15 protein-coding genes are annotated in these 19,903 nt (G+C 69.0%); 7 read left to right on the top strand and 8 right to left on the bottom strand.

The features are described from left to right. Positions 1–12 precede the first annotated feature (12 nt). Positions 13–2,805 (top strand): TonB-dependent receptor domain-containing protein, encoded by a 2,793-nt coding sequence (locus tag GNT64_RS12425; protein WP_156679802.1) that lies wholly within the window; start codon positions 13–15, stop codon positions 2,803–2,805. A 167-nt stretch (positions 2,806–2,972) separates the two neighbouring features. On the opposite strand, the gene GNT64_RS12420 is transcribed toward GNT64_RS12425, so the two are convergent. Then, positions 2,973–3,857 carry an ROK family protein gene (locus tag GNT64_RS12420; RefSeq protein WP_231638986.1) on the bottom strand — a complete coding sequence of 295 codons (885 nt, stop codon included), beginning with the start codon at positions 3,855–3,857 and terminating at the stop codon, positions 2,973–2,975. 116 nt (positions 3,858–3,973) lie between these two features. On the opposite strand from GNT64_RS12420, the gene GNT64_RS12415 reads away from it, so the two are divergent. After that, a complete protein-coding gene (locus GNT64_RS12415) occupies positions 3,974–5,383 on the top strand; it encodes an aromatic ring-hydroxylating oxygenase subunit alpha (protein WP_197276973.1) in 1,410 nt (469 codons plus the stop codon). Positions 5,384–5,405: 22 nt separating this feature from the next. Here the strand turns inward: GNT64_RS12415 and GNT64_RS12410 are convergent, their stop codons facing one another. Next, on the bottom strand, positions 5,406–5,978 hold the full coding sequence (locus GNT64_RS12410) for a TetR/AcrR family transcriptional regulator (RefSeq protein WP_156679801.1): 573 nt from the start codon (positions 5,976–5,978) through the stop codon (positions 5,406–5,408). Positions 5,979–6,155: 177 nt separating this feature from the next. Between GNT64_RS12410 and GNT64_RS12405 the strand changes: the two genes are divergently transcribed. Genes GNT64_RS12405 through GNT64_RS12395 form a run of 3 tightly spaced genes read left to right on the top strand, consistent with a single transcriptional unit; the run spans position 6,156 to position 10,379 of the window. Beyond that, complete coding sequence (locus GNT64_RS12405; RefSeq protein WP_231638985.1) at positions 6,156–8,537, top strand: TonB-dependent receptor; 2,382 nt, start codon at positions 6,156–6,158, stop codon at positions 8,535–8,537. A 55-nt stretch (positions 8,538–8,592) separates the two neighbouring features. Continuing rightward, complete coding sequence (locus tag GNT64_RS12400) at positions 8,593–9,048, top strand: nuclear transport factor 2 family protein (protein ID WP_156679800.1); 456 nt, start codon at positions 8,593–8,595, stop codon at positions 9,046–9,048. Further along, the gene (locus tag GNT64_RS12395; RefSeq protein WP_156679799.1) at positions 9,045–10,379 is read left to right on the top strand and encodes an aromatic ring-hydroxylating oxygenase subunit alpha; all 1,335 of its coding nucleotides are present in this window, start codon (positions 9,045–9,047) and stop codon (positions 10,377–10,379) included. The genes GNT64_RS12400 and GNT64_RS12395 overlap by 4 nt, the downstream gene beginning before the upstream one ends. A 53-nt stretch (positions 10,380–10,432) precedes the next feature. Here the strand turns inward: GNT64_RS12395 and GNT64_RS12390 are convergent, their stop codons facing one another. Continuing rightward, positions 10,433–11,086, bottom strand: coding sequence for a queuosine precursor transporter (locus tag GNT64_RS12390; RefSeq protein WP_156679798.1), 654 nt, complete (start codon positions 11,084–11,086; stop codon positions 10,433–10,435). A gap of 184 nt (positions 11,087–11,270) precedes the next feature. Between GNT64_RS12390 and GNT64_RS12385 the strand changes: the two genes are divergently transcribed. Continuing rightward, positions 11,271–12,485 (top strand): NupC/NupG family nucleoside CNT transporter, encoded by a 1,215-nt coding sequence (locus tag GNT64_RS12385; RefSeq protein WP_231639541.1) that lies wholly within the window; start codon positions 11,271–11,273, stop codon positions 12,483–12,485. Between the two features lie 40 nt (positions 12,486–12,525). On the opposite strand, the gene GNT64_RS12380 is transcribed toward GNT64_RS12385, so the two are convergent. Continuing rightward, positions 12,526–14,829, bottom strand: a complete 2,304-nt coding sequence (locus tag GNT64_RS12380) for a TonB-dependent receptor (RefSeq protein ID WP_231638984.1) — start codon at positions 14,827–14,829, stop codon at positions 12,526–12,528. Between the two features lie 152 nt (positions 14,830–14,981). Here GNT64_RS12380 and GNT64_RS12375 point away from each other — a divergent pair, with 152 nt between their 5' ends. Next, positions 14,982–15,677: a TetR/AcrR family transcriptional regulator gene (locus GNT64_RS12375; protein WP_156679796.1), complete on the top strand. Its 696-nt coding sequence runs from the start codon at positions 14,982–14,984 to the stop codon at positions 15,675–15,677. Here the strand turns inward: GNT64_RS12375 and GNT64_RS12370 are convergent. From GNT64_RS12370 to xdhC, 4 genes are read right to left on the bottom strand one after another with little or no spacing between them, the layout of a single operon-like run. After that, positions 15,619–16,608, bottom strand: coding sequence for a bile acid:sodium symporter family protein (locus GNT64_RS12370; protein WP_156679795.1), 990 nt, complete (start codon positions 16,606–16,608; stop codon positions 15,619–15,621). The two genes, GNT64_RS12375 and GNT64_RS12370, sit on opposite strands and share 59 nt — an antisense overlap. After that, positions 16,605–17,615 carry an adenosine deaminase gene (locus tag GNT64_RS12365; protein ID WP_156679794.1) on the bottom strand — a complete coding sequence of 337 codons (1,011 nt, stop codon included), beginning with the start codon at positions 17,613–17,615 and terminating at the stop codon, positions 16,605–16,607. The genes GNT64_RS12370 and GNT64_RS12365 overlap by 4 nt, the downstream gene beginning before the upstream one ends. Positions 17,616–17,617: 2 nt before the next feature. Continuing rightward, entirely contained in the window at positions 17,618–18,907 is a 1,290-nt protein-coding gene (gene guaD / locus GNT64_RS12360) for a guanine deaminase (protein ID WP_156679793.1), read from the bottom strand. Next, positions 18,904–19,866: a xanthine dehydrogenase accessory protein XdhC gene (gene xdhC, locus GNT64_RS12355; RefSeq protein ID WP_156679792.1), complete on the bottom strand. Its 963-nt coding sequence runs from the start codon at positions 19,864–19,866 to the stop codon at positions 18,904–18,906. The genes guaD and xdhC overlap by 4 nt, the downstream gene beginning before the upstream one ends. Positions 19,867–19,903: the final 37 nt, after the last annotated feature.

Here is a 19,903-nt window from a genome sequence, read left to right as displayed (position 1 = left end):
GGGGGATTATCGATGATCGATCACAAGGGGCTTTGGCGGCTGTGCCTGCTGGCCGGCACCGCGCTCGCGCCGACGGCCGCCTATGCGCAGGCCAATCCCACGGCCGGCCCGGGCGCCGCCACCGCCGCTCCCACCACGTCGGCCCGCTCGGGCGCGCCCGGCGCCTCCGCGCAGCAAGGTGGCAGCGAGCCGTCCGCCGATACGCCGGCGGCCGAGGCGCAGACCGAGGAGCAGGTCGAGATCTCGACCCCCGGCGCCGACACGAATTCCGCCGACATCGTCGTGCGCGGCCGCTTCATCCCGAACACCATCCGCGCCACGCCCCAGGTGGTGAACGTGCTCTCCACCGCCGACATCGCGCGGACCGGCGAGGGCGACATCGCCGGCGCGCTCACCCGCGTGACCGGCCTCAGCGTCGTCGGCAACGGCTTCGTCTACGTGCGCGGCCTGGGTGACCGCTACTCCTCCGCGCTGCTGAACGGCCTGCCGCTGCCCAGCCCCGAGCCGCTGAAGCGCGTGATCCCGCTGGATATCTTCCCGACCAGCGTCATCGCCAGCACGCTGGTGCAGAAGAGCTACTCGGCCAACTATCCGGGCGAGTTCGGCGGCGGCGTGATCAACCTCACCACCCCGTCCATCCCGAAGGAGGCGTTCTTCAACTTCGGCGCCTCCGTCGGCGTCGATACGGAGACGACCGGCAAGCTCGGCTACACCTATTATGGCAGCCGCTCCGACTATTCCGGCTTCGACGACGGCACGCGCGACGTGCCAAAGGGCCTGAAGGCCGCGATCAAGAGCGGCAACCCGATCGTCACCGGCAGCAACTTCTCCGCCGCCGACCTGCGCTTCCTCGCGGCGAACCTGACGAACGCGGACACGACCCTGCTCCAGCGCAACAGCGATCTGCCGCCGAACTTCTCGGCTGACATGAGCGCCGGCAAATCGTGGGACATCGGCTCTGACAGCCGCTTCGGCGTCATCGCCTCGGCCAGCTTCGGCAATAGCTGGCGCACGCGCGACGCGAGCCAGCAGGTCTCGAACGATCCCGGCCTGGCGAGCCTGCAGCGCGACTTCCGCACCGTGATCACCGACATGCGCGCGGTGGTGAGCGGCCTGCTCGGCTTCGGCCTGGAGCTTGGCGAGCACAAGATCCGCTGGACCAACCTCTACATCCGCGACACCGTGAAGCAGGGCCGCCTCTCGGTCGGCTACAATACCGGCGCCAATTTCGATCCGGTGCCCAACCCCGACTTCTACGGCACGCCGCCGATCATCCAGCAGAACACCTACTGGTTTGAGCGGCAGCTGATCGACACGCAACTGGTCGGCGAGTTCAGGTTCGGCGACCTCTCGGTCGACGCGCGCGGCGGCTACGCCAACTCGCAGCGCGAGAGCCCGTACGAGCGCGAGTTCACCTACACCTACGACCAGACCGCCAGGGACTATGTGAACACCCTCGCCCAGCGCGGCGGCCAGTCCGCCTCGGTGGCGTTCAGCGACCTGAACGAGGATGTCTACGCCGGCGCGCTGGACCTCGGCTACAAGGTGCCGTCCGACCGCGACATCAAGCTGAGCGGCGGCTACGCCTATAACAAGACAGAGCGCAACGCATCGCGCTACATCTTCAACTACATCGCCGGCAACGGATCGGGCGTGCCGCTGGCGGTGGCGCAGGAGCGGCCGGACTATCTGGTCAGCGACTATAACGTCTACACCTACGACATCCGCCTGAGCGACGCGAACAGCGGGCAGGGCGCCGCCGCCTACGATGCCTCGCTGGAAGTGCATGCCGGCTACGGCCAGATCGAGGGCGAGATCACGACCGGGCTGCGCGCCACGGCGGGCGTCCGCTACGAAAAGGCCAAGCAGGCCGTTACGCCGATCGGCACGGTGAGCAACACCCGCCTGAACAACGACTATTTCCTGCCGGCGGGCACGATCACCTGGAACTTCGCGGAGGACATGCAGCTGCGCGTCGCGGGATCGAAGACGATCGCGCGCCCGCAGTTCCGCGAGCTGGCGGAGCAGGTCTACCAGGATTTCGAATCGGATCGCCAGTTCAGCGGCAACCCGTTCCTGGTCGACAGCACCCTCATCAACGCCGAGGGCCGCTACGAATATTATTTCGGCCGCGGCGAGCGGCTGTCGGCCGCCGGCTTCTACAAGCGCATCAAGAACCCGATCGAGCAGGTGGCGTTCATCACCGGCGGCGGCGGGCTGCGCACCGGCTTCGCCAACGCGCCGAAGGCCGATCTGTACGGCGGCGAGGTCGAGCTCGTGAAATATGTCCCGCTCGACAAGATGGGTGGTCAGTTCTTCGCGACGCGACGCATCGCGCTGTCGGCGAACTACACCTACACCCAATCCAAGCTGAAGGTGGACGACAGCATGATCGTGGGGCCGGACCTCACGGCCGTCGCTGCGAACCTGCTGTACCGCAACGGCGCGCCGCTGACCGGCCAGTCCGATCACATCGCCAACCTGCAGTTCAGCCTGGAGGATACCGACACGCTCTCCCAGCAGACGCTGCTGATCAACTATGCCAGCCCGCGCGTCACCAATCGCGGCCCGATCCAGGGCAATGCGCGCCAGCCGGACATCAAGGAGAAGCCCGGCCTGCGCATCGATCTGGTGCTGCGACAGGAGGTGCCGCTGTTCGGCGGCGCGATCGAGGTGAAGGCCGAGGGCCGCAACCTGACGCGCCAGCGCTACAACGAGTTCCAGTCGGCCAACGGCACGCGGGTGAACATCAATCGCTACGATCTGGGTCGCGTCTTCTCGCTGGGTGCGACGGTGAAGTTCTGAAGCGGACCGCCGCATCGCTGAAATGAGGGACGGGCGGGGCAGCGATGCCCCGCCCGTTTTTTCCTGGAGGCGATCAGACGATCGCCTCGACAGCATGTTCGGCAGAGGCGATCAGCGATCGTTTCGACCAGCAGGTAGGGCAGAGGCGGCAGGTCGGGCCGAGGTCGTCAGGCGATCGCCGCGGCCAGCATGTAGGCGCCGGTGAGGCCGGGCGGTTCGGTGCAGCCGGGCGCGGTGATGCGGGTGGCGAAGGCCTCGTCCGTCCACGCGGCGCAGTAGCCGGCCAGCCGCTCGCGCGTGCGCGCCCGCGCGGCGTCCAGCAGGCTCGGCTGCGAGAGGACGCCGCCGCCGAGCACGATATGCTCGGGCGCGGCGACGAGGATCAGCGTCGCGCAGAGCTGGCCGAGATAGTCGGCCTGCACCGTCCAGGCCGGGTGCCCGGCCGGCAGCGTCGCGAGCGACCCGCCCCACGCGGCGATGATCGCGGGTCCGCTCGCCAGCCCCTCCAGGCAGTCGCCATGATAGGGGCAGATGCCGGCGAAGTCGCCATGATCGGCGTGCCGGCGGAGCAGCAGATGGCCGGCCTCCGGATGGCCGAGCCCATGCACCGGTCGCCCGTCCATCGCCAGGCCCACGCCGATGCCGGTGCCGACGGTGACGTAGGCGAGCGAGCGGGCGCCGCGCCCGGCGCCATGTGCCGCCTCGGCCAGCGCCGCGGCGTTCACGTCGGTATCGATCGCCACCGGCACGCCCAGCGCCGCGCGCAGCCGCGCGGGCATGTCGGCACCCTGCCAGCCGGGCTTCGGCGTGGTGGTGATGCGCCCGAAATCCGGCGCGGCGGGATCGAGCTGGAGCGGGCCGAAGCTGCCGATGCCGATCGCCGCGATCGGCCCGTGGCGATCGACCGCCCGCGCGAGGAAGGCGACGACATCGGCCAGGGTCGCATCGGGATCGCGCGTGGCGATCCGCGCCGTCTCGCGCGATCCCGCCGCGTCGCCTACCCCGCAGACGAACTTGGTGCCGCCCGCCTCGATCGCCGCCAGCATCCTCATCCCCTTCGTATCCGGCGGATCGGGCGCGCCCGCGACTCGCAATCCTCTCCATATCGCCAGTTCAGCCGGGCCGATTAAAAACGCATGTCAGAAAAAAGCCCCGTCGGAGAGACCCAGTGAACGCACCGATCCCGTCGATGAAGCCCGGACAGGCGCGGTGCCCGGCGCCGAGCGTGCAGGAGGTGCTGCGCGCCGATGCCGACGCGTCGTTGCAGCCGGCATCCTACCAGCTGGACGCGTACCGCTTCCTCGGCGACGGTGACATACCCTATGGCCGCTACACCGACGCCGACTTCTTCAAGGCGGAAATGGACCGGATGTGGCCGCGCACGTGGCAGTGGGCCTGCCGCGAGGAGCATATTCCCGAGTCCGGCGACTATTATGTCTACGATGTCGGCCCCTACTCGCTGATCATCACGCGGGATGATGCCGGCGACATCCGCGCTTACTATAATGCGTGCCTGCATCGCGGCACCAAGCTGAAGCCCAGCTTCACCGAGGGCTGGTCGCCGCAGATGGCCTGCCCGTTCCACGGCTGGACGTGGAACCTGGAAGGCGAGTTGAGCAAGCTGCCGTGCGAGTGGGATTTCCCCCACGTCGATGCCGACAAATTCCGCCTGCCCGAGGCGAAGGTCGGCACCTGGGGCGGCTTCGTCTTCGTCAACATGGACGAGGATGCGATGCCGCTGGAGGAGTATCTGGCGCCGCTGCCCGATCATGCCGCGCACGCCGAACTGCAGGACCGCTACGTCGCGCTGCACATCCAGAAGGAGCTGCCGTGCAACTGGAAGGTGGCGTCCGAGGCGTTCCTGGAATCCTATCACACGCCCGTCACCCACTCGCAGCTGCAGAAGGGCACCGGCGACATCAACACGCAGTATGACGTGTTCAGCGATCATGTGAACCGGCTGTTCAGCCTGGCCGGCGTGGCCAGCCCGACGGCGGGCGACGGCGTGAGCCAGCAGGAGATCCTCGACACGATGGTGCTCGGCGATCGCCAGGCGCTCGGCGATGCGCTGACGGTGGCAGAGGGCGGCTCCGCCCGCAAGGTGATGGCCGATTACTTCAAGGGCGTGCTGCGCGACGGCGGCAAGAATTTCGACGACCGCAGCACATCGGAGGTGATCGACACGGTCGGCTACTTCGTGTTCCCGAACGGCCACTTCTTCCTCGCCCCCTCCTTCCCGATCATCTACCGCTTCCGGCCGCTGGGCATGGACCCGACGAAGGCGCTGTTCGATCTGCTGCTGCTGGCGCCGCTGCCCAAGGGCGATCGGCCGGCGCCCTACGCGCCGGTGCGGATCGGCATCGACGACAGCTATACCAGCGTGCCCGGCGTCGATCCCTCGCTCGGCGAGATCTACGATCAGGATACCGGCAACATGGGCTGGATGCAGGAGGGCATGGGCGCTTCGCGCAAGAAGACGGCGACGCTCGCCAACTATCAGGAAGTGCGCATCCGCCACATCCACCAGACGCTGGACAAGTATCTCGGCATCCAGGGCACGCCGCTGGCGGCGAGCTGAGCGGCGGGCGCGGCCGGTGCGGCTACAGCCCCAGGGCGGCGATCTGTTCGTCGAGCGTCGCGCGCTGCACCGCCGCCGGCCAGCGCCCCGGATCGTAGGTCGCCTGCGTCGCCAGCCCGACGATCGTGACGAGCAGCAGCCGGGCGAGCGGCTCGGTCGCGCGGTCGTCGCCCGGCCGCCGGTGGCAGGCGAGGACGCGCGCGACGAGCGCCAGCGCCTCGCGGCTGCGCTGCTCCTGCTCGTGGCGGAACTCCTCGTCGCTCAGCGCCTTGCCCCAGAAGGAGAGCCACACCTTCCAGCCGCGCACGCCGCCCTCGCCGATCGGCAGCATCGGCTCCAGGCACGCGCGGATCGGCTCGTCGGCGGCGATGCGCCGCTCGACATCGTCGATCGTATCGGCCAGCGCGCGGCGATAGGCGAACAGCATCAGATCGTGCTTGTTGGCGAAATAGTGCGAGATGATCGCGGTGCTGCACTGCGCGCGACGGGCGATCTCGCGCACGTTCACGCCTTCCAGCCCCACCTCGGCGATGAGTTCCATCACGATTTCCGCCACGGTCTCGCGGCGCAGGGCATGGTCGACGATCTTCGGCATCGGCCTTCGCGGGCGAGGAACGGGGAGCGGCTTCTTAGGAAGCGGCCGGCGGCGAGGCAACTGCCGGCGGCCGCTGCGGCTGGCACAAACATCAGTATCCCAAGTAGGACGATCGTATAAGCTTGTCGGTGGACTGTGGGGACAAGCCCGAAAACGGGTGAGAACGGGAGGATGAAGATGGCTATTCGTCACATGGGATTGATGTACGCGCTCGGCGGCGCCTCGCTGCTGACGATCGCGGCGGCGGCGAACGCGCAGACGCCCACCGCGTCGGACACCACCGTGCCGCCGGCACCGGCAGAGGCGACCGCGCCGCCGCCCGCTACACCTGGCGCCGCGGCCGAGGACAATAGCGGCGGCCTGGCCGACATCATCGTGACGGCGCAGAAGCGCTCCGAGAATCTGCAGAACGTGCCGATCTCCGTCACCGCCGTGTCCGGCGCCGCCGTCAGCAGCCTGCACGCCGCGACCCTGCAGGGATTGCAGGGCACCGTGCCCAACATCCAGATCAACAACTTCTCGAACACGCCCAACACCGCCGCCATCACCATCCGCGGCATCGGCGTGATCGAGCCCGACCCCTATGCCGGCAACACCGTTTCCATCGTGTATGACGGCGTGCCGCAATATTTCAGCATGGGCGCCCTCGTCGATCTCTACGACATCAGCCGCATCGAGGTGCTGCGCGGGCCGCAGGGCACGCTGTTCGGCGCGAACACGACCGGCGGCGTCGTCAACATCGTCACTGAACAGCCCACCGGCGAGCTCGGCGGCAAGGTGGAGGCGAGCTACGGCAACTACAAGCGCTTCGACATCGCCGGCACGCTGGACGTGCCGCTGGTGAAGGACGTGCTGGCCGGCAAGCTCGTCGTCTCGCACAACGAGCGGGACGGCTGGGTGCGCAACATCGTCGACGGATCGGATCTGGGCAGCCGCAACGTCACCATCTATCGCGGCTATCTGAAGCTCACGCCGTCGCCGAACTTCGACGCGACGCTGATCGGCGAATATGATCGCGCGCGCAACGGCGCGCCGGTGGTGGTGGCGGGCGACGTGCCCGGCGACGCGCAGTACATCCCGGCCGGCACGGTCTTCCCGAACGCGATCGAGCCGATGTACCAGTCCCCCTGCCTGCCGGCGGGCCGGCCGTGCAACGCGCCCGACAAGTATCGCTCCGCATCGGACGGGGTGCCCGACACCAGCAACATGGACACCTATCGCGCCACCCTGACGATGAACCTGCGCGACACGCCGATCGGCGACATCACATCGATCACCGGCTACAAGCATTTCCGCGTCTTCGAGTTCACCGACCAGGACGGCACGCCGAAATTCCAGGACGATACCCGCCGCCTGACGCGCGGCCGCCAGTTCAGCCAGGAGCTGCGCAGCGCGGCCGACATCACCGACAGCCTGCGGGTGATCTACGGCGCCTTCTTCCTCGACACCCACTATACGCATCAGCAGGACTTCCGCATCCAGTTCGCCGCACCCGGCCTGTTCCAGCGCAACAACCAGGATCAGGACAATTACTCGATCTCCGGCTTCGTCCAGAGCTACTATGACGTCACCGACAAGCTTCGGTTGCAGGCGGGCGTGCGCTACACCTACGAGCAGACGAAGATGCTCGTCTCGACGGCGACCTCGATCAACCTGAGCGGGATGACCGATTTCGACGCGACCGGCAACGTGCCGATCAGCACCGTCGCGCCGCCGCGCGGCAAGAAATCGTGGAACAATGTCGGCTGGAAGCTGGGCGTCGACTATAAGGTGATCGACGGCACGCTGCTGTACGGATCGTGGGCGCGCGGCTTCAAGTCGGGCGGCTTCACCGGCCGCATCGGCCTGCCGGCCGATGCGCTGCCTTATGATCCGGAGCATGTCGACACGTTCGAGGCCGGCATCAAGACCGACCTGCTCGACCGCCACCTGCGCCTGAACCTGGCGGGCTTCTACACCAATTATCGCGACATCCAGATCGCGACCATCTACTTCACCACCGATGCGGCGGGCACCTTCGTGCAGGGCAACCGCATCATCAATGCCGCCAAGGCCGAGATCAAGGGCTTCGAGTTCGAGGCGACGGCGCTGCCGTTCGAAGGGCTGACCCTGAACGGCTCGCTCGCCTATCTCGACGCCAAGTACAAGAAGTTCGACTTCTTCGATTCGAACACGGCCGGCGGCAACATGGCGCAGACCCGCAGCCTGAAGGGCTTCGCGCTGCAGAACGCGCCGAAATGGTCCGCCACGGCGGGCTTCACCTACGAGGCGGACGTCGGGCCGGGCAAGGCGGCCTTCCACCTGGCCTACAGCTACGTGTCGTCCAAGTTCCTGACGGCGGTGAACGACACGCCCCGATCGAAGATCCAGCCGACCCACCTGGTCGACGGCAATATCGACTGGACGCCGACCGACAGCTTCTGGTCGATCGGCGTGTGGGGCCGCAACCTGCTGGACAACCGCTACATCGCCAGCGTGTTCGATGCGCCGGGCACTCTGGGCCTCGTCAACTATGCGCCGCCGCGCGAATATGGCGTGACGGCGAAGGTGCACTTCTAGGATCGTCACCGGGCGCCTCGGCCAGAGCGGGGCGCCCGCCTTCGGGAGCGGAGCGATGGCGTTCACCGGCCCGGGCGAGGACAGGCTGCTCGTCCGCGAGCTGATCGAGAGCTATGCCGACGCCGTCACCCGGCGCGACGCCGCGGCGTGGGCCGCCTTGTGGGCGGAGGATGCGCGCTGGTCCATGCCGGATCTGGGCACCGGGGTGGAGCTGGCCGGCAAGTCCACCATCGTCTCCGCCTGGATCGGGATGATGGCCCAGTATCACGGCCCGGCGGACGCACCGTGGGCCTTTTCCTTCGTCTCGATCCTGGGCGGCATGGCGATCGACGGGGATCGCGCCACGGCGCGCTCCACCTCGATCGAGGCGTTCGACGACGGCACCGGCCGCACCGTGCGGCTGCGCGGCCGCTACGACGACGAAATGGTCCGCGAAGACGGGCGCTGGCTGTTCGCGGTGCGTACCTGGCGGCTGATGCCGCTGGAGGATCACGGGGAGATGGCGGCATGACGATCGCGACCAGCCGGCCCGCCTCGCGCGCGGAGCATTTCGTGCGCGAGGTCTTCCCCCGGCGCAAGGCCGGCGCGCTCACCCGCGATCGCTACGTCTCGCGCGACTATGCCGAGCGCGAGTTCGAGCGGGTGTTCGCGCGGCACTGGCTCGTCACCGGACGCACCGGCGAGATACCCGAGGCCGGCGACTATTACACGTTCGAGATCGGCCGCGAGAGCATCCTCGTCGTGCGGCAGCAGGATGGCGGCGTGCGCGCCTTCTACAATGTCTGCCAGCATCGCGGGAACCGGCTGGTGCGCCACCGCGAGGGCAGCCAGCCGAGTTTCACCTGCGACTATCACAGCTGGCGCTGGGGCATAGACGGTACGCTGGAGGCGGTGCAGGACGAGGGCGATTTCTCGCAGGGATCGCCGTGCGGACGGCTGCGGCTGGCGGAGCTGCGCTGCGAGACGTTCAAGAGCTTCGTCTTCGTCAACATGGATGCGGAGGCGCCGAGCCTGCGCGAGGCGCTGGGGCAAGTGTGGGACGATTGGCAGCCCTATCCGATCGAGCAGATGGTGCGCGTGCAGGCGCTGACGGTGAACCTGCCGAGCAACTGGAAGGGACTGATCGACAATTTCAGCGAGGTCTACCATTTCGCGACCGTGCACGCGCCGTTCCTCGATTTCCTGGAGGATGATTTCCGCGACATAGAATGCGACGTGTTCGACGAGGGCCATACCCGCCTGCGGATGAAGGCCGGCCTGCCCTCTACCCGGCATATCGACAGCGGCCGGCCGGTGATCGGCCCGCAGCTTGCCGCCGAGCTCATGCGGTGGGGCCTCGATCCCGCCGCCTTCGCCGATCGCCCGCGCGACACGCGGGCGGCGTTGCAGGAGGCGAAGCGCCGGCTCGGTCCGGCGCGGGGGCACGACCACTATGCCGCGATGAGCGACAGCCAGCTGACCGACAGCCACCATTATGTGCTGTTCCCGAACTTCGCCGCCGGCCTGCTGGCGGACGGCCTGCTGTTCCACCGGCTGCGCCCGCACGCCGACGATCCGAACCGCTGCCACTATGACGTGCACTACTACGCCTTCGGCAACGATGCCTTCGGCGCGATCTCGACCGCCGCCGGCAGCGCCGAGGGGCGCGAGGACGTGCCGGTGGAGACGGTGGATTATGGCGAGCGCAGCCTGGGCGCGCTGCTGGACGGCGACGTCGACACGATGCGCACCCAGCAGCAGGGCTGGCGCTCCCGCGGCTATGCCGGCGGCGAACTTTCCGACCAGGAGTTCCGCGTCGCCTGGTTCCATCACGTGCTGGATCGCGCGATGGCGGGCGCCTAGCGCCGGCCGGGACGTGTCCCCTCAGCCGTGCCTTCGCCTTCGCGCGAGCGGGTTCAGGCGGTCCGGTCCAGCCGGCGGCCGATCGCCACGAACAGGTAGATCAGCGGCGGCACCATCAGGGTGGAGAGCGTGATCTTCGCGATCAGCTGTCCGGGCAGGATCAGCGCGACCGGCTCGACCCCGTAGAAGGCGATGGTGATGAACAGCATCGTATCCACCGCCTGGCTGAGCACGCCCGCCACCAGTGCGCGCAGCCACAGCATCGCGCCGCGACCGCGCTTCATCCGGGTGAAGATGAAGACGTTGAGCAGCTGCGACGTGCCGTAGGCGATCAGCCCGGCGATCATCATGCGGGAGGACTGGCCGAGGATCATGTCGAAGGCGACGCGCTTCTCCGCCTCCCAGAACGGCGCCGGCGGCAGCACCAGCACGATGCGGATCAGGATCATGGAGGCGATGAGCGGCACGAAGCCGAACAGCACGAGCCGGTTGGCCGTCTCCCGCCCCCACATCTCGGCGATGGCGCTGGACGTGACGACGAGCAGCAGGAAGGCGAAGATCCCCGCCTCCACCGCCAGCGGGCCGAGCGCGACGAGCTTGTTGCCCAGCACGCCGGCGATGCAGACGAGGCCGCCATAGAGGATCCCGAACACGAACAGCGAGCGCGCGAGGAGGGGAGGGGCCGCCGGAGCGTGTGGGTTCTGCATCGCCCTTCGTAGCCGAATGTGCGCCCACGAGGAAATGGGATTGCCGGGCGCCCGCCGATTTGCCTTAGTCGGCCCGAACCTGCGGGAGACCCGACTTGCCGAACCGATCATGCGCGCCTCCCCCGGGCGACGGCCACGCGGCGGAGCATCGCGCGTGACGCGGCTGCTGACCGGCATCGTCGGCATGGCGGTGATCCTCGGCATCGCGCTGCTGCTGTCGTCCAACCGGCGGGCGATCCGCCCGCGCGTGGTGGGATCGGCCTTCGCCCTGCAGGTGACGATCGCCGTAATCGTGCTCTACGTGCCGGCCGGGCGCCATGCGCTGGCCGGGCTGGCGGCGGCCGTTTCCAGCCTGCTCGGCTACTCGCGGGTGGGCACCGATTTCCTGTTCGGCCGGCTGGCGCAGGATCCGCTCGGGCAGAATTTCGCGTTGCAGGCGCTGCCGACGATCATCTTCTTCGCGGCCCTCATCTCGATCCTCTATTATCTGGGCGTCATGCCGCTGGTGGTGCGATGGATCGGCGGCGCGCTGCAGCGGATCACCGGCGTGTCGAAGGTGGAATCGCTGTGCGCGGCGGCCAACATCTTCGTCGGGCAGAGCGAATCGCCGCTGGTGATCCGCCCCTATCTCGCCAGCCTGACGCCGCCGCAGCTGTTCGCGGTGATGACGTCCGGCATGGCGGGCGTCGCCGGCACGATCCTGGCGGCCTATGCGGCGATGGGCATCCGCGTGGACTATCTGATCGCGGCGAGCTTCATGGCGGCGCCCGGCGGGCTGCTGATGGCCAAGCTGATGATGCCGGACGAGCCGCTGCCGGACGATGCGCCGCCGCAGGAGCCGCCCGTATCGATCGCCGCCGGCATCGACGAGGCGGAGCGGCCGGCCAACATCATCATGGCGGCCAGCCAGGGCGCGCAGACCGGGGTGAAGCTGGCGGTGGCGGTGGGCGCGATGGTGCTGGCCTTCGTGGCGCTGGTGGCGCTGGCGAACGGCCTGCTCTCCGGCGCGGGTGCCTGGTTCGGCATCGAGGGGCTCACCTTCCAGCGCATCGTCGGCATGGTGTTCGCGCCGCTGATGTACCTGATCAACGTGCCGGCGAACGAGATCGGCGTCGCCGGCGGGCTGTTCGGCGAGAAGCTGGTGCTGAACGAGTTCGTCGCCTTCATCAGCCTGGGCAAGGCGCAGGCCGGCCTGTCGGAGGCGACGGTGGCGATCGTCACCTTCGCGCTGTGCGGCTTCGCCAACTTCTCGTCGATCGCGATCCAGATGGCGGTCACGGGCAGCCTCGCGCCCAACCAGCGGCCGATGATCGCGAAGCTGGGCCTGAAGGCGCTGGTCGCGGCATCGCTCTCCAACCTGCTCAGCGCGGCGCTGGCGGGCCTGCTGCTGGCGGGGTGAGTTCCTTCTGATCCTCCCCGTTCCGGGGAGGATCTTCGGTTCAGAAGCGCTTGCTTATCGAAATGCCGAAGGTGCGCGGTTCGTTGACCATCGTCGTGATGTTGTTGAAATCGACCGCGCTCGTCACGCGGATCTGGTCCAGCACGTTGCGCACGAAGCCGGCGATCTCGAACTGGCTGGCGGTGCGGAAGCCCACGCGGGCGCCCAGCTCGGTGAACGGCCGCGTCCTGAACTCGATCGAATCGTAGAGGAAGATGTTGGCCGAGCTGCGGAAGGCCAGATCGCCCATCGCGAACACCTCATTGTCCTCGCCGATCGGCACGCCGTAGCGGACGGAGCCGGTGGCGATCCACTTCTGCGCCTGCGGCAGCGGGTTGCCGTTTATCAGCGCGTTGCCGTTCGCCGCGAGCGGATCGAGCACGGTGCAGCCGCCGCCGCACACGCCCACGTCCAGGCCCGGATCCTTGATCTCGGTATGGTTGTAGCTGCCGCCGGCGGTGATCTGGAGACGCTCGATCGGTCGCGCCTCGAAATCCACCTCCACGCCATAGCCCTCCACCTTGTCGATCGAGATGAGGTTGGCGGTGTTGGCACCGCCGCCGACGGAGGTCTGCTGGAAGTCCTTCACGCGATACCAGTAGCCGGTCAGGTCGAACCTAGCCTTCTTGTCGAACAGGCTCGTCTTGATGCCGATCTCGCCCGACAGCGCCTTCTCGGACGGGGCGGTGGAGGTGCTGCTGTCGAAGGTGACGCGATCCTCGATCGCCGGCCCCTGATAGCCGGTGGCGACGCGGGCGTAAACGTTCACCTCCTCGCTCAGCTTGTAGGTGGCGCTGGCATCGAACGAGACGTTGCTGTCGCTGACCCGCACGTCGAAGGTCATCGGCGGGAAGACGTTCTCCGACGGGTTGGTGACGCGATTGGTAAAATCGTGCTTCTTGTCGTGGGAGTAGCGCACGCCGGCGCGCAGCGAGAGCGCCTCGGTCGCCTGATATTCGGCGGAACCGAACACGCCGTAATTCTCGTTCGTATTGTCGTGGGTGACGAGGCCGTAGACGGTGCCGTCCGCGATCGATCCGGCCGGCGAGGTGGAGCCGGGCTGGTTGTCATACTCCTCATAATAGAGCTTCTGCTTGAAATAATAGGCGCCCGCCTGCAGGCGCAGGCCGTTCATGTCCTCGGTGGCGAAGCGCAGTTCCTGGCTGAATTCCTTCGGCCGGGTGCGGTTGCCGGTCTCCACCGGGAACTCCGCCACGCCGGTGGGCAGGGCGTTGGGCGGGGTGGTGAAGAAGGCGTAGCGATCGCCGCCGTCGATATCGCTGGTGGTGAAGATCTTCAGCCGCTCATAACCCGTCACGGAGTAGAGCGTGCCGATACCGTCCAGCGCATATTCCAGGTGCAGGTTGGTGCCCCAGCTCTTCAGCCGCTGATCGTTGTCGGCATCGAGGGTGACGTGCTTCACGTCGAAATCGGGCTTGAAGCGGTTGGTGCCCGGTACCAGCGAGGCGGCGCGGAACAGGCGGGCGGTGCCCCGCTCGTCGCGGCCGTGGATGTTGAACAGCGCCTTGAAGTCGCCGCTCTCATAGCCGAGCTGGAAGCGGCCGGCCGTGTCGCGATAGCCCTCCAGCTTGTCCGGCGAGCGGTCGTTGGTCGAGGTGCTGTCGTTCGTCACCCAGTCGCTGCGGCGCTGGAGGATGCCGGAGAGACGGAAGGTCAGGCCGTTGGCCACGGGGCCGCCCACCGCCGCCTCCGCGTTCACCGTATCGAACGTGCCGTAGCTGACGGTGCCGTAGCCGTTGAACGTGTCGCTGGGCTTCACGCTGTCGATCTTGACGACGCCGGCCGGCGAGTTGCGGCCGAACAGCGTGCCCTGCGGCCCGCGCAGCACCTGCACGGCGCTGACGTCGAACACCGGAAAGGATTTGAGGAACGGGTTCTCCAGGACGACGTCGTCATAGTAGATCGCCACCGGCTGAGCGACGTTCGGGTCGAAATCGGTATTGCCCAGGCCGCGTATGTAGAAGCGCGGAAAGGTGCGGCCGAACGAGCTCTCGATCAGCAGGCTGGGCGTGCGGGCGGAGAGGAAGCGGATGTCGAGGCCGCTGGAGTTGGCGGCGGCGAGATTCTCGCCCGACAAAGCGGTGACGGCGATCGGCACGTCGCGCGAAAATTCCTCGCGGCGGGAGGCGGTGACGACGATGTCGCCGATCGTGTCGCCGTTGGCGGCGGCCGCCAACGGGCTGGCGGTCTGCGCGTGGGCGGGTGACGCCGCCAGCGCGGTGGCGAGGCTCGATAGCCCGACGAGCATGCCCGTGGAGCGGCGGAAATCGGTGAGACGCAGCATGTTCTTCCCCTTTTGCTGTTCGTCTCCTCTCTGCGAAAATGGCTCCCCTTATGGCGGGGTTGAGGGATGCTATGCCTCTTCGCACCTGCGAACAAGAGGTAAGCAACGCCTTACTTGCGGGCGGGCGCGGCGGTTCCTATCGCACGATCGCCATGTCGATCGAGCCGCCCGCCGCCAAGCCCGTGCGCAAGCGCGATGCCGGGCGGACGCGCGCGACGATCCTGCGTGCCGCCACGCGGGAGTTCGGCCAGAACGGCTTCTCCGGCGCGCGGACGGAGCGGATCGCCGCGCGGGCCGGCTGCAACATCCGCCTGCTCTACCATCATTTCGGCGACAAGAAGGCGCTCTACCTGGCGGTGCTGGAGGCCGCCTACGACGATCTGCGCGCGCGCGAGGCCGCGCTGGAGTTCGATCTCGCCGATCCGCTCGGCTGCGTCGAGCAGCTGCTGCGCTTCACCTTCGGCTATTTCGAGAAGAACCCGAATTTCGAGGGGCTGCTGCGCGCAGAGAACATGATGCGCGGCCGCTTCCTCCGCCAGTCCACCCGCGTGCCGGAGGCGGCGACGCGGCTGCGGGCGGTGCTGGCGCGCATCATCGCCGAGGGAGAGCGGCAGGGCGTGTTCCGCGCCGGCATCGATCCGGTGCAGCTGTACGTGACGGTCACGGCGCTCAGCCGCTTCCACCTGGCCAACGCCTGGTCGCTCTCGCTGCTGCTGGAGACGGACATGCGCAGCGCCGCGTGGCGGGCCGGGCGGCTGGAGCATTGCGTCGCGCTGCTGCGCGCCTTCCTCACGCCGCCTGCGGCACCGGCGCCGCATCCGCCTGCGCCGCATAGTGGCGGGCGATGACGGCGCAGGCGATCAGCTGGAACTGGTGGAACAGCATCAGCGGCAGGATGATCGGGCCAACCTGCGCCGCCGGAAACAGCACGCCCGCCATCGGCACGCCGGAGGCGAGGCTCTTCTTCGATCCGCAGAACAGCAGCACGATCGCATCCTCGCGCGGGAAGCCCAGCACGCGGCCCAGCGCCCAGGTGGCGAACAGCACCATCGCCAGGATGACGAGGCACAGGATGGCGATAAGACCGATCTGCTGCGGCGACAGCCTGTGCCACAGCCCCTCCACCACCGCCGCGCCGAACGCGGTGTAGACGACGATCAGGATCGAGCCGCGATCGACCAGCATCGTCATCGCCTTGTGGCGGGCGACGAAGCCGCCGATCAGCGGCCGGCAGAGGTGGCCGAGCACGAACGGCAGCAGCAGCTGCAGCGCGATCGTCCGCGCCGCATCGAACGACAGGCCGGCCCCGCCCTGCACGCTGTGGATCGTCAGCGCCACCAGCAGCGGCGTCACGAAGATGCCGGCCAGGTTGGAGAAGGAGGCGCTGCACACCGCCGCCGCCACGTTGCCCCGCGCGACGGCGGTGAAGGCGATCGAGGATTGCACGGTGGACGGCAGCAGGGTGACGAACAGCAGGCCCGTGGCGATCGTGGGCGAGAGGAAGGGCAGCGACGAGGCGCCGACGCCGATCAGCGGGAACAGGCCGAAGGTGACGGCGAACACGGTGAGATGCAGCCGCCAGTTGCGCGCGCCGCCGACGATCGCCTCGCGCGACAGCTTGGCGCCGTGCAGGAAGAACAGCAGCACGATGCCGGCATCGGCGATCCACCCCGCCGCCACCGCCGCCTGGCCGCGCGCCGGCAGCAGCGAGGCGAGCAGCACCGTGCCCAGCAGAGCGAGGATGAAGGGATCGAGGATCGTGCGCAGGCGGGCGATCATGCGTGCGCCGCCGCATAGGCATCCAGCCCCGCCAGGTGATCGGCCACCGCCGCATCGTCGAGGAACGAGCCGAGGAAGCTGTTGCGGGCGAGCGCGATCAGATCGTCGCGCGTCAGCTGCGGCGCGATCGCGCGAAAATTGTCGTTCACATAGCCGCCGAAATAGGCCGGATCGTCGGAATTGATCGTGGCGCGCAGCCCCGCGCGCAGCATCGCGCGGATCGGGTGCGCGTCGATGCGGTCGACCACGCACAGCTTCAGGTTGGACAGCGGGCACACGGTGAGCGCCATGCCGGAGCGGGCGAGCCGGGCGACGAGCAGCGGATCCTCCATCGCCCGGTTGCCGTGATCCAGCCGATCGATGCGCAGCGTATCCAGGGCCTGCGCGACATAGGCGGGCGGCCCCTCCTCACCGGCATGGGCGACGCGGCGCAGCCCCATATCGCCGGCGCGGGCGAACACGCGGGCGAACTTCTCGGGCGGGTTGCCCACCTCCGACGAATCGAGCCCCACCGCCGCGATACGGTCGAGCCACGGGCCGGCAGCGGTCAGGGTGGCGAAGGCGGCCTCCTCGTCCAGGTGGCGCAGGAAGCACAGGATCAGCCGGGAGGTGAGGCCGTGCGCCGCCTCCGCCTGCGCCATCGCGGCCAGCAGCCCCTCGATCACCGCGGCCATCGGCACGCCGCGATCGGTATGCGTCTGCGGATCGAAGAAAATCTCGGCGTGGCGCACGGTGTCCGCCGCCGCGCGATTAAAATAGGCGGTGGCGAGATCGGTGAAGTCCCGCTCCGTCCGCAGCACGTCGGCGCCGCGATAGTAGATGTCGAGGAAATCCTGGAGATTCGAGAATTCGTAGGCGGCGCGCACCTCCTCCACCGAGGCGAAGGGGATCGCCACGCCGTTGCGCTTCGCCAGCGCGAACATCAGCTCCGGCTCCAGCGAGCCTTCGATGTGCAGGTGCAGCTCGGCCTTGGGCAGGCCGGCGGCGAAGGTGGCGGGATCGATCATGCTCATGCTCCGGCGGGGGGCGCCACGCGCTCGCCCGCCACATAGGTCGCCGCGACGGCGCGGTCATCCCCGAGGATCTGGAGGGCGAACAGCCGCTCTGCCAGCGGACGGCCGGCGGTGCGCCGGGCGAGCAGCGGCGTGGCGGCGGGATCGAGCACCACGAAGTCCGCTTCCTGCCCGGCGAGAAGTCCGCCGATCCGGTCCGCGAGCCCCAGGATCGCGGCGCCGCCGGCCGTGGCGAGGTGCAGCGCGCGGAACGGATCGAGGTTCTGCCCGCGCAGCTGGCACACCTTGTAGAGCTCGCCCAGCGTGCCGAGGATCGAGAGGGTGGTGCCGGCGCCGACATCGCTGCCGATGCCGACGCCGACACCGAACGAATCCGCCCGCGCCAGATCGAACAGGCCGGAGCCGAGGAACAGGTTCGACGTGGGGCAGCAGGCGATCCCGGCGCCCGCCTGCGCCATGCGGCCGAGCGCGCGGTCGCCGAGATGGACGCAGTGGGCGAACACCGAGCGCGGGCCGACGAGGCCGAAGCGATCATAGACGTCGAGATAGTCGGCGGCGGTGGTGAAGCGCCGCGCCACGGCGGCGATCTCGGCGTGGTTCTCGGCCAGATGGGTGTGCAGCAGCGCCTGCGGGTGGGCGGCGAGCAGCGCGCCGGCCGCCTCAAGCTGCGCGTCGGTGGAGGTGAGGGCGAAGCGCGGCGTGACGGCGTAGCCGATCCGCCCGCGCCCGCGCCACCGTGCGATCAGCGCCTCGCTCTCCGCCCGTCCGCCGCTGGCGGTATCGCGCAGGCCGGGCGGGCCGAGGTCCATCAGCACCTTGCCGGAGACGATCCGCATGCCGCGCGCCAGCGCCGCATCGAACAGCGCGTCGACCGATCCCTCGTGCACGGTGGGGAAGACGAGGGCGGTGGTGGTGCCGTGATCGAGCAGCCGATCGAGGAAGAAGGCGGCGGCGGCATCGGCGTGCGCGCGGTCGGCGAACGCCGTCTCGGCGGGGAAGATGTGGCGATCCAGCCAGTCGAGCAGCTGCCCGCCATGCGCCGCGATCGCGCCCACCTGCGGATAGTGGACATGCGTGTCGACGAAGCCGGGCACGATCAGGCCGGCGAGCGGCGTTACGGCCGTGCGGGCGACCCGATCGGCCAGGTCGGCGAACGGGCCGCAGGCGGCGACGATGCCGTCCTCCACCAGCAGCAGCCCGTCCGCATGGTGGACGATCGCCTCCGGCCCGTCCCTTAGCGGATCGCGCGGCACGGCGAGGATCTCGCCCCGGAACGCGCGGATCATGCGAGCGCCAGCAGCTGGGCGAGCGTGGCGACGGCGATCACCTCCGGCGCCTTGCCGACGATGCCGGGCAGGCCGATCGGGCAGGTGAGCCGCGCGGCGTCGATGCCGTCGCGCGCCAGCCGCGCGGTGAAGCGCGCGCGCTTGGTGGCCGAGCCGATCAGCCCGACGAACCGCGCCGGCCCGCCGAGCGCGGCGGCGGCGAGGCGGTAATCGAGCGCGTGATCGTGGGTGAGGATCAGGATCGCGGCGTCGACCGGCGCGGCGCGGGCGCAGGCCGGTGCGTCCGCCTCCGCGACAAGGGCCACGCCGGGCCACGCCGCCGCCTCCGCCCGCGTATCGAACCAGGCGAGGGCGAGGGGCAGGCCGGCCGCCTTCGCCGCGATCGCGCGGCCGACATGGCCGGCGCCGAACAGCAGCAGCGGCCGGCCGGGCGGATCGAGCCGCTCGCCGATCCGGTCGCCCGGCGCCGGCCGGTCGCCGCGCACGGCCGCCGCCGGCGCCTCGCCGCCGTGCCGGTCGATGTGGCTCTCGGCGAAACGGTGGACGATGCGCGCGCCCGGCGTCGCCGCGCGCAGCCACCCGGCGCGGGCCGGATCGAGCCGCTCGACCAGCAGCCGCACCCGCCCGCCGCAGCACTGGCCCAGCAGCGGCCCGAGCGGATAATCCTGCACGCGCCACGCGCCCGCCGGCTGGTCGAGCATTGCGACCGCCTGCGCGATCGCCTGCTGCTCCAGCCGTCCGCCGCCGATCGTGCCCGCCGCGCCGCCCGCCGCGACCACCATCCGCGTGCCCGCACCGCGCGGCGCCGACCCCTCCGTCGCGAGCACCGTGACGAGGGCGGCGGGGCCGCCGGCGAGCGCGGCGAGGGCGGTGGCGGCCCACTCGGCCTGTAGCTCCGCGCCCGTCCCGCCGTCGTTCCAGCGAGGGCTCGTGCCTCTGCCTCTCTCCGCGAGCGGCATGATCTCGGGGCGGGAGAGACAGGAATCCCGACGCGCG

Source organism: Sphingomonas profundi (assembly GCF_009739515.1).
Lineage (GTDB): Bacteria > Pseudomonadota > Alphaproteobacteria > Sphingomonadales > Sphingomonadaceae > Alterirhizorhabdus > Alterirhizorhabdus profundi.
The sequence above is the reverse complement of the archived record's forward strand: the minus strand, read 5'-3'. Positions and strand labels throughout refer to the sequence as shown.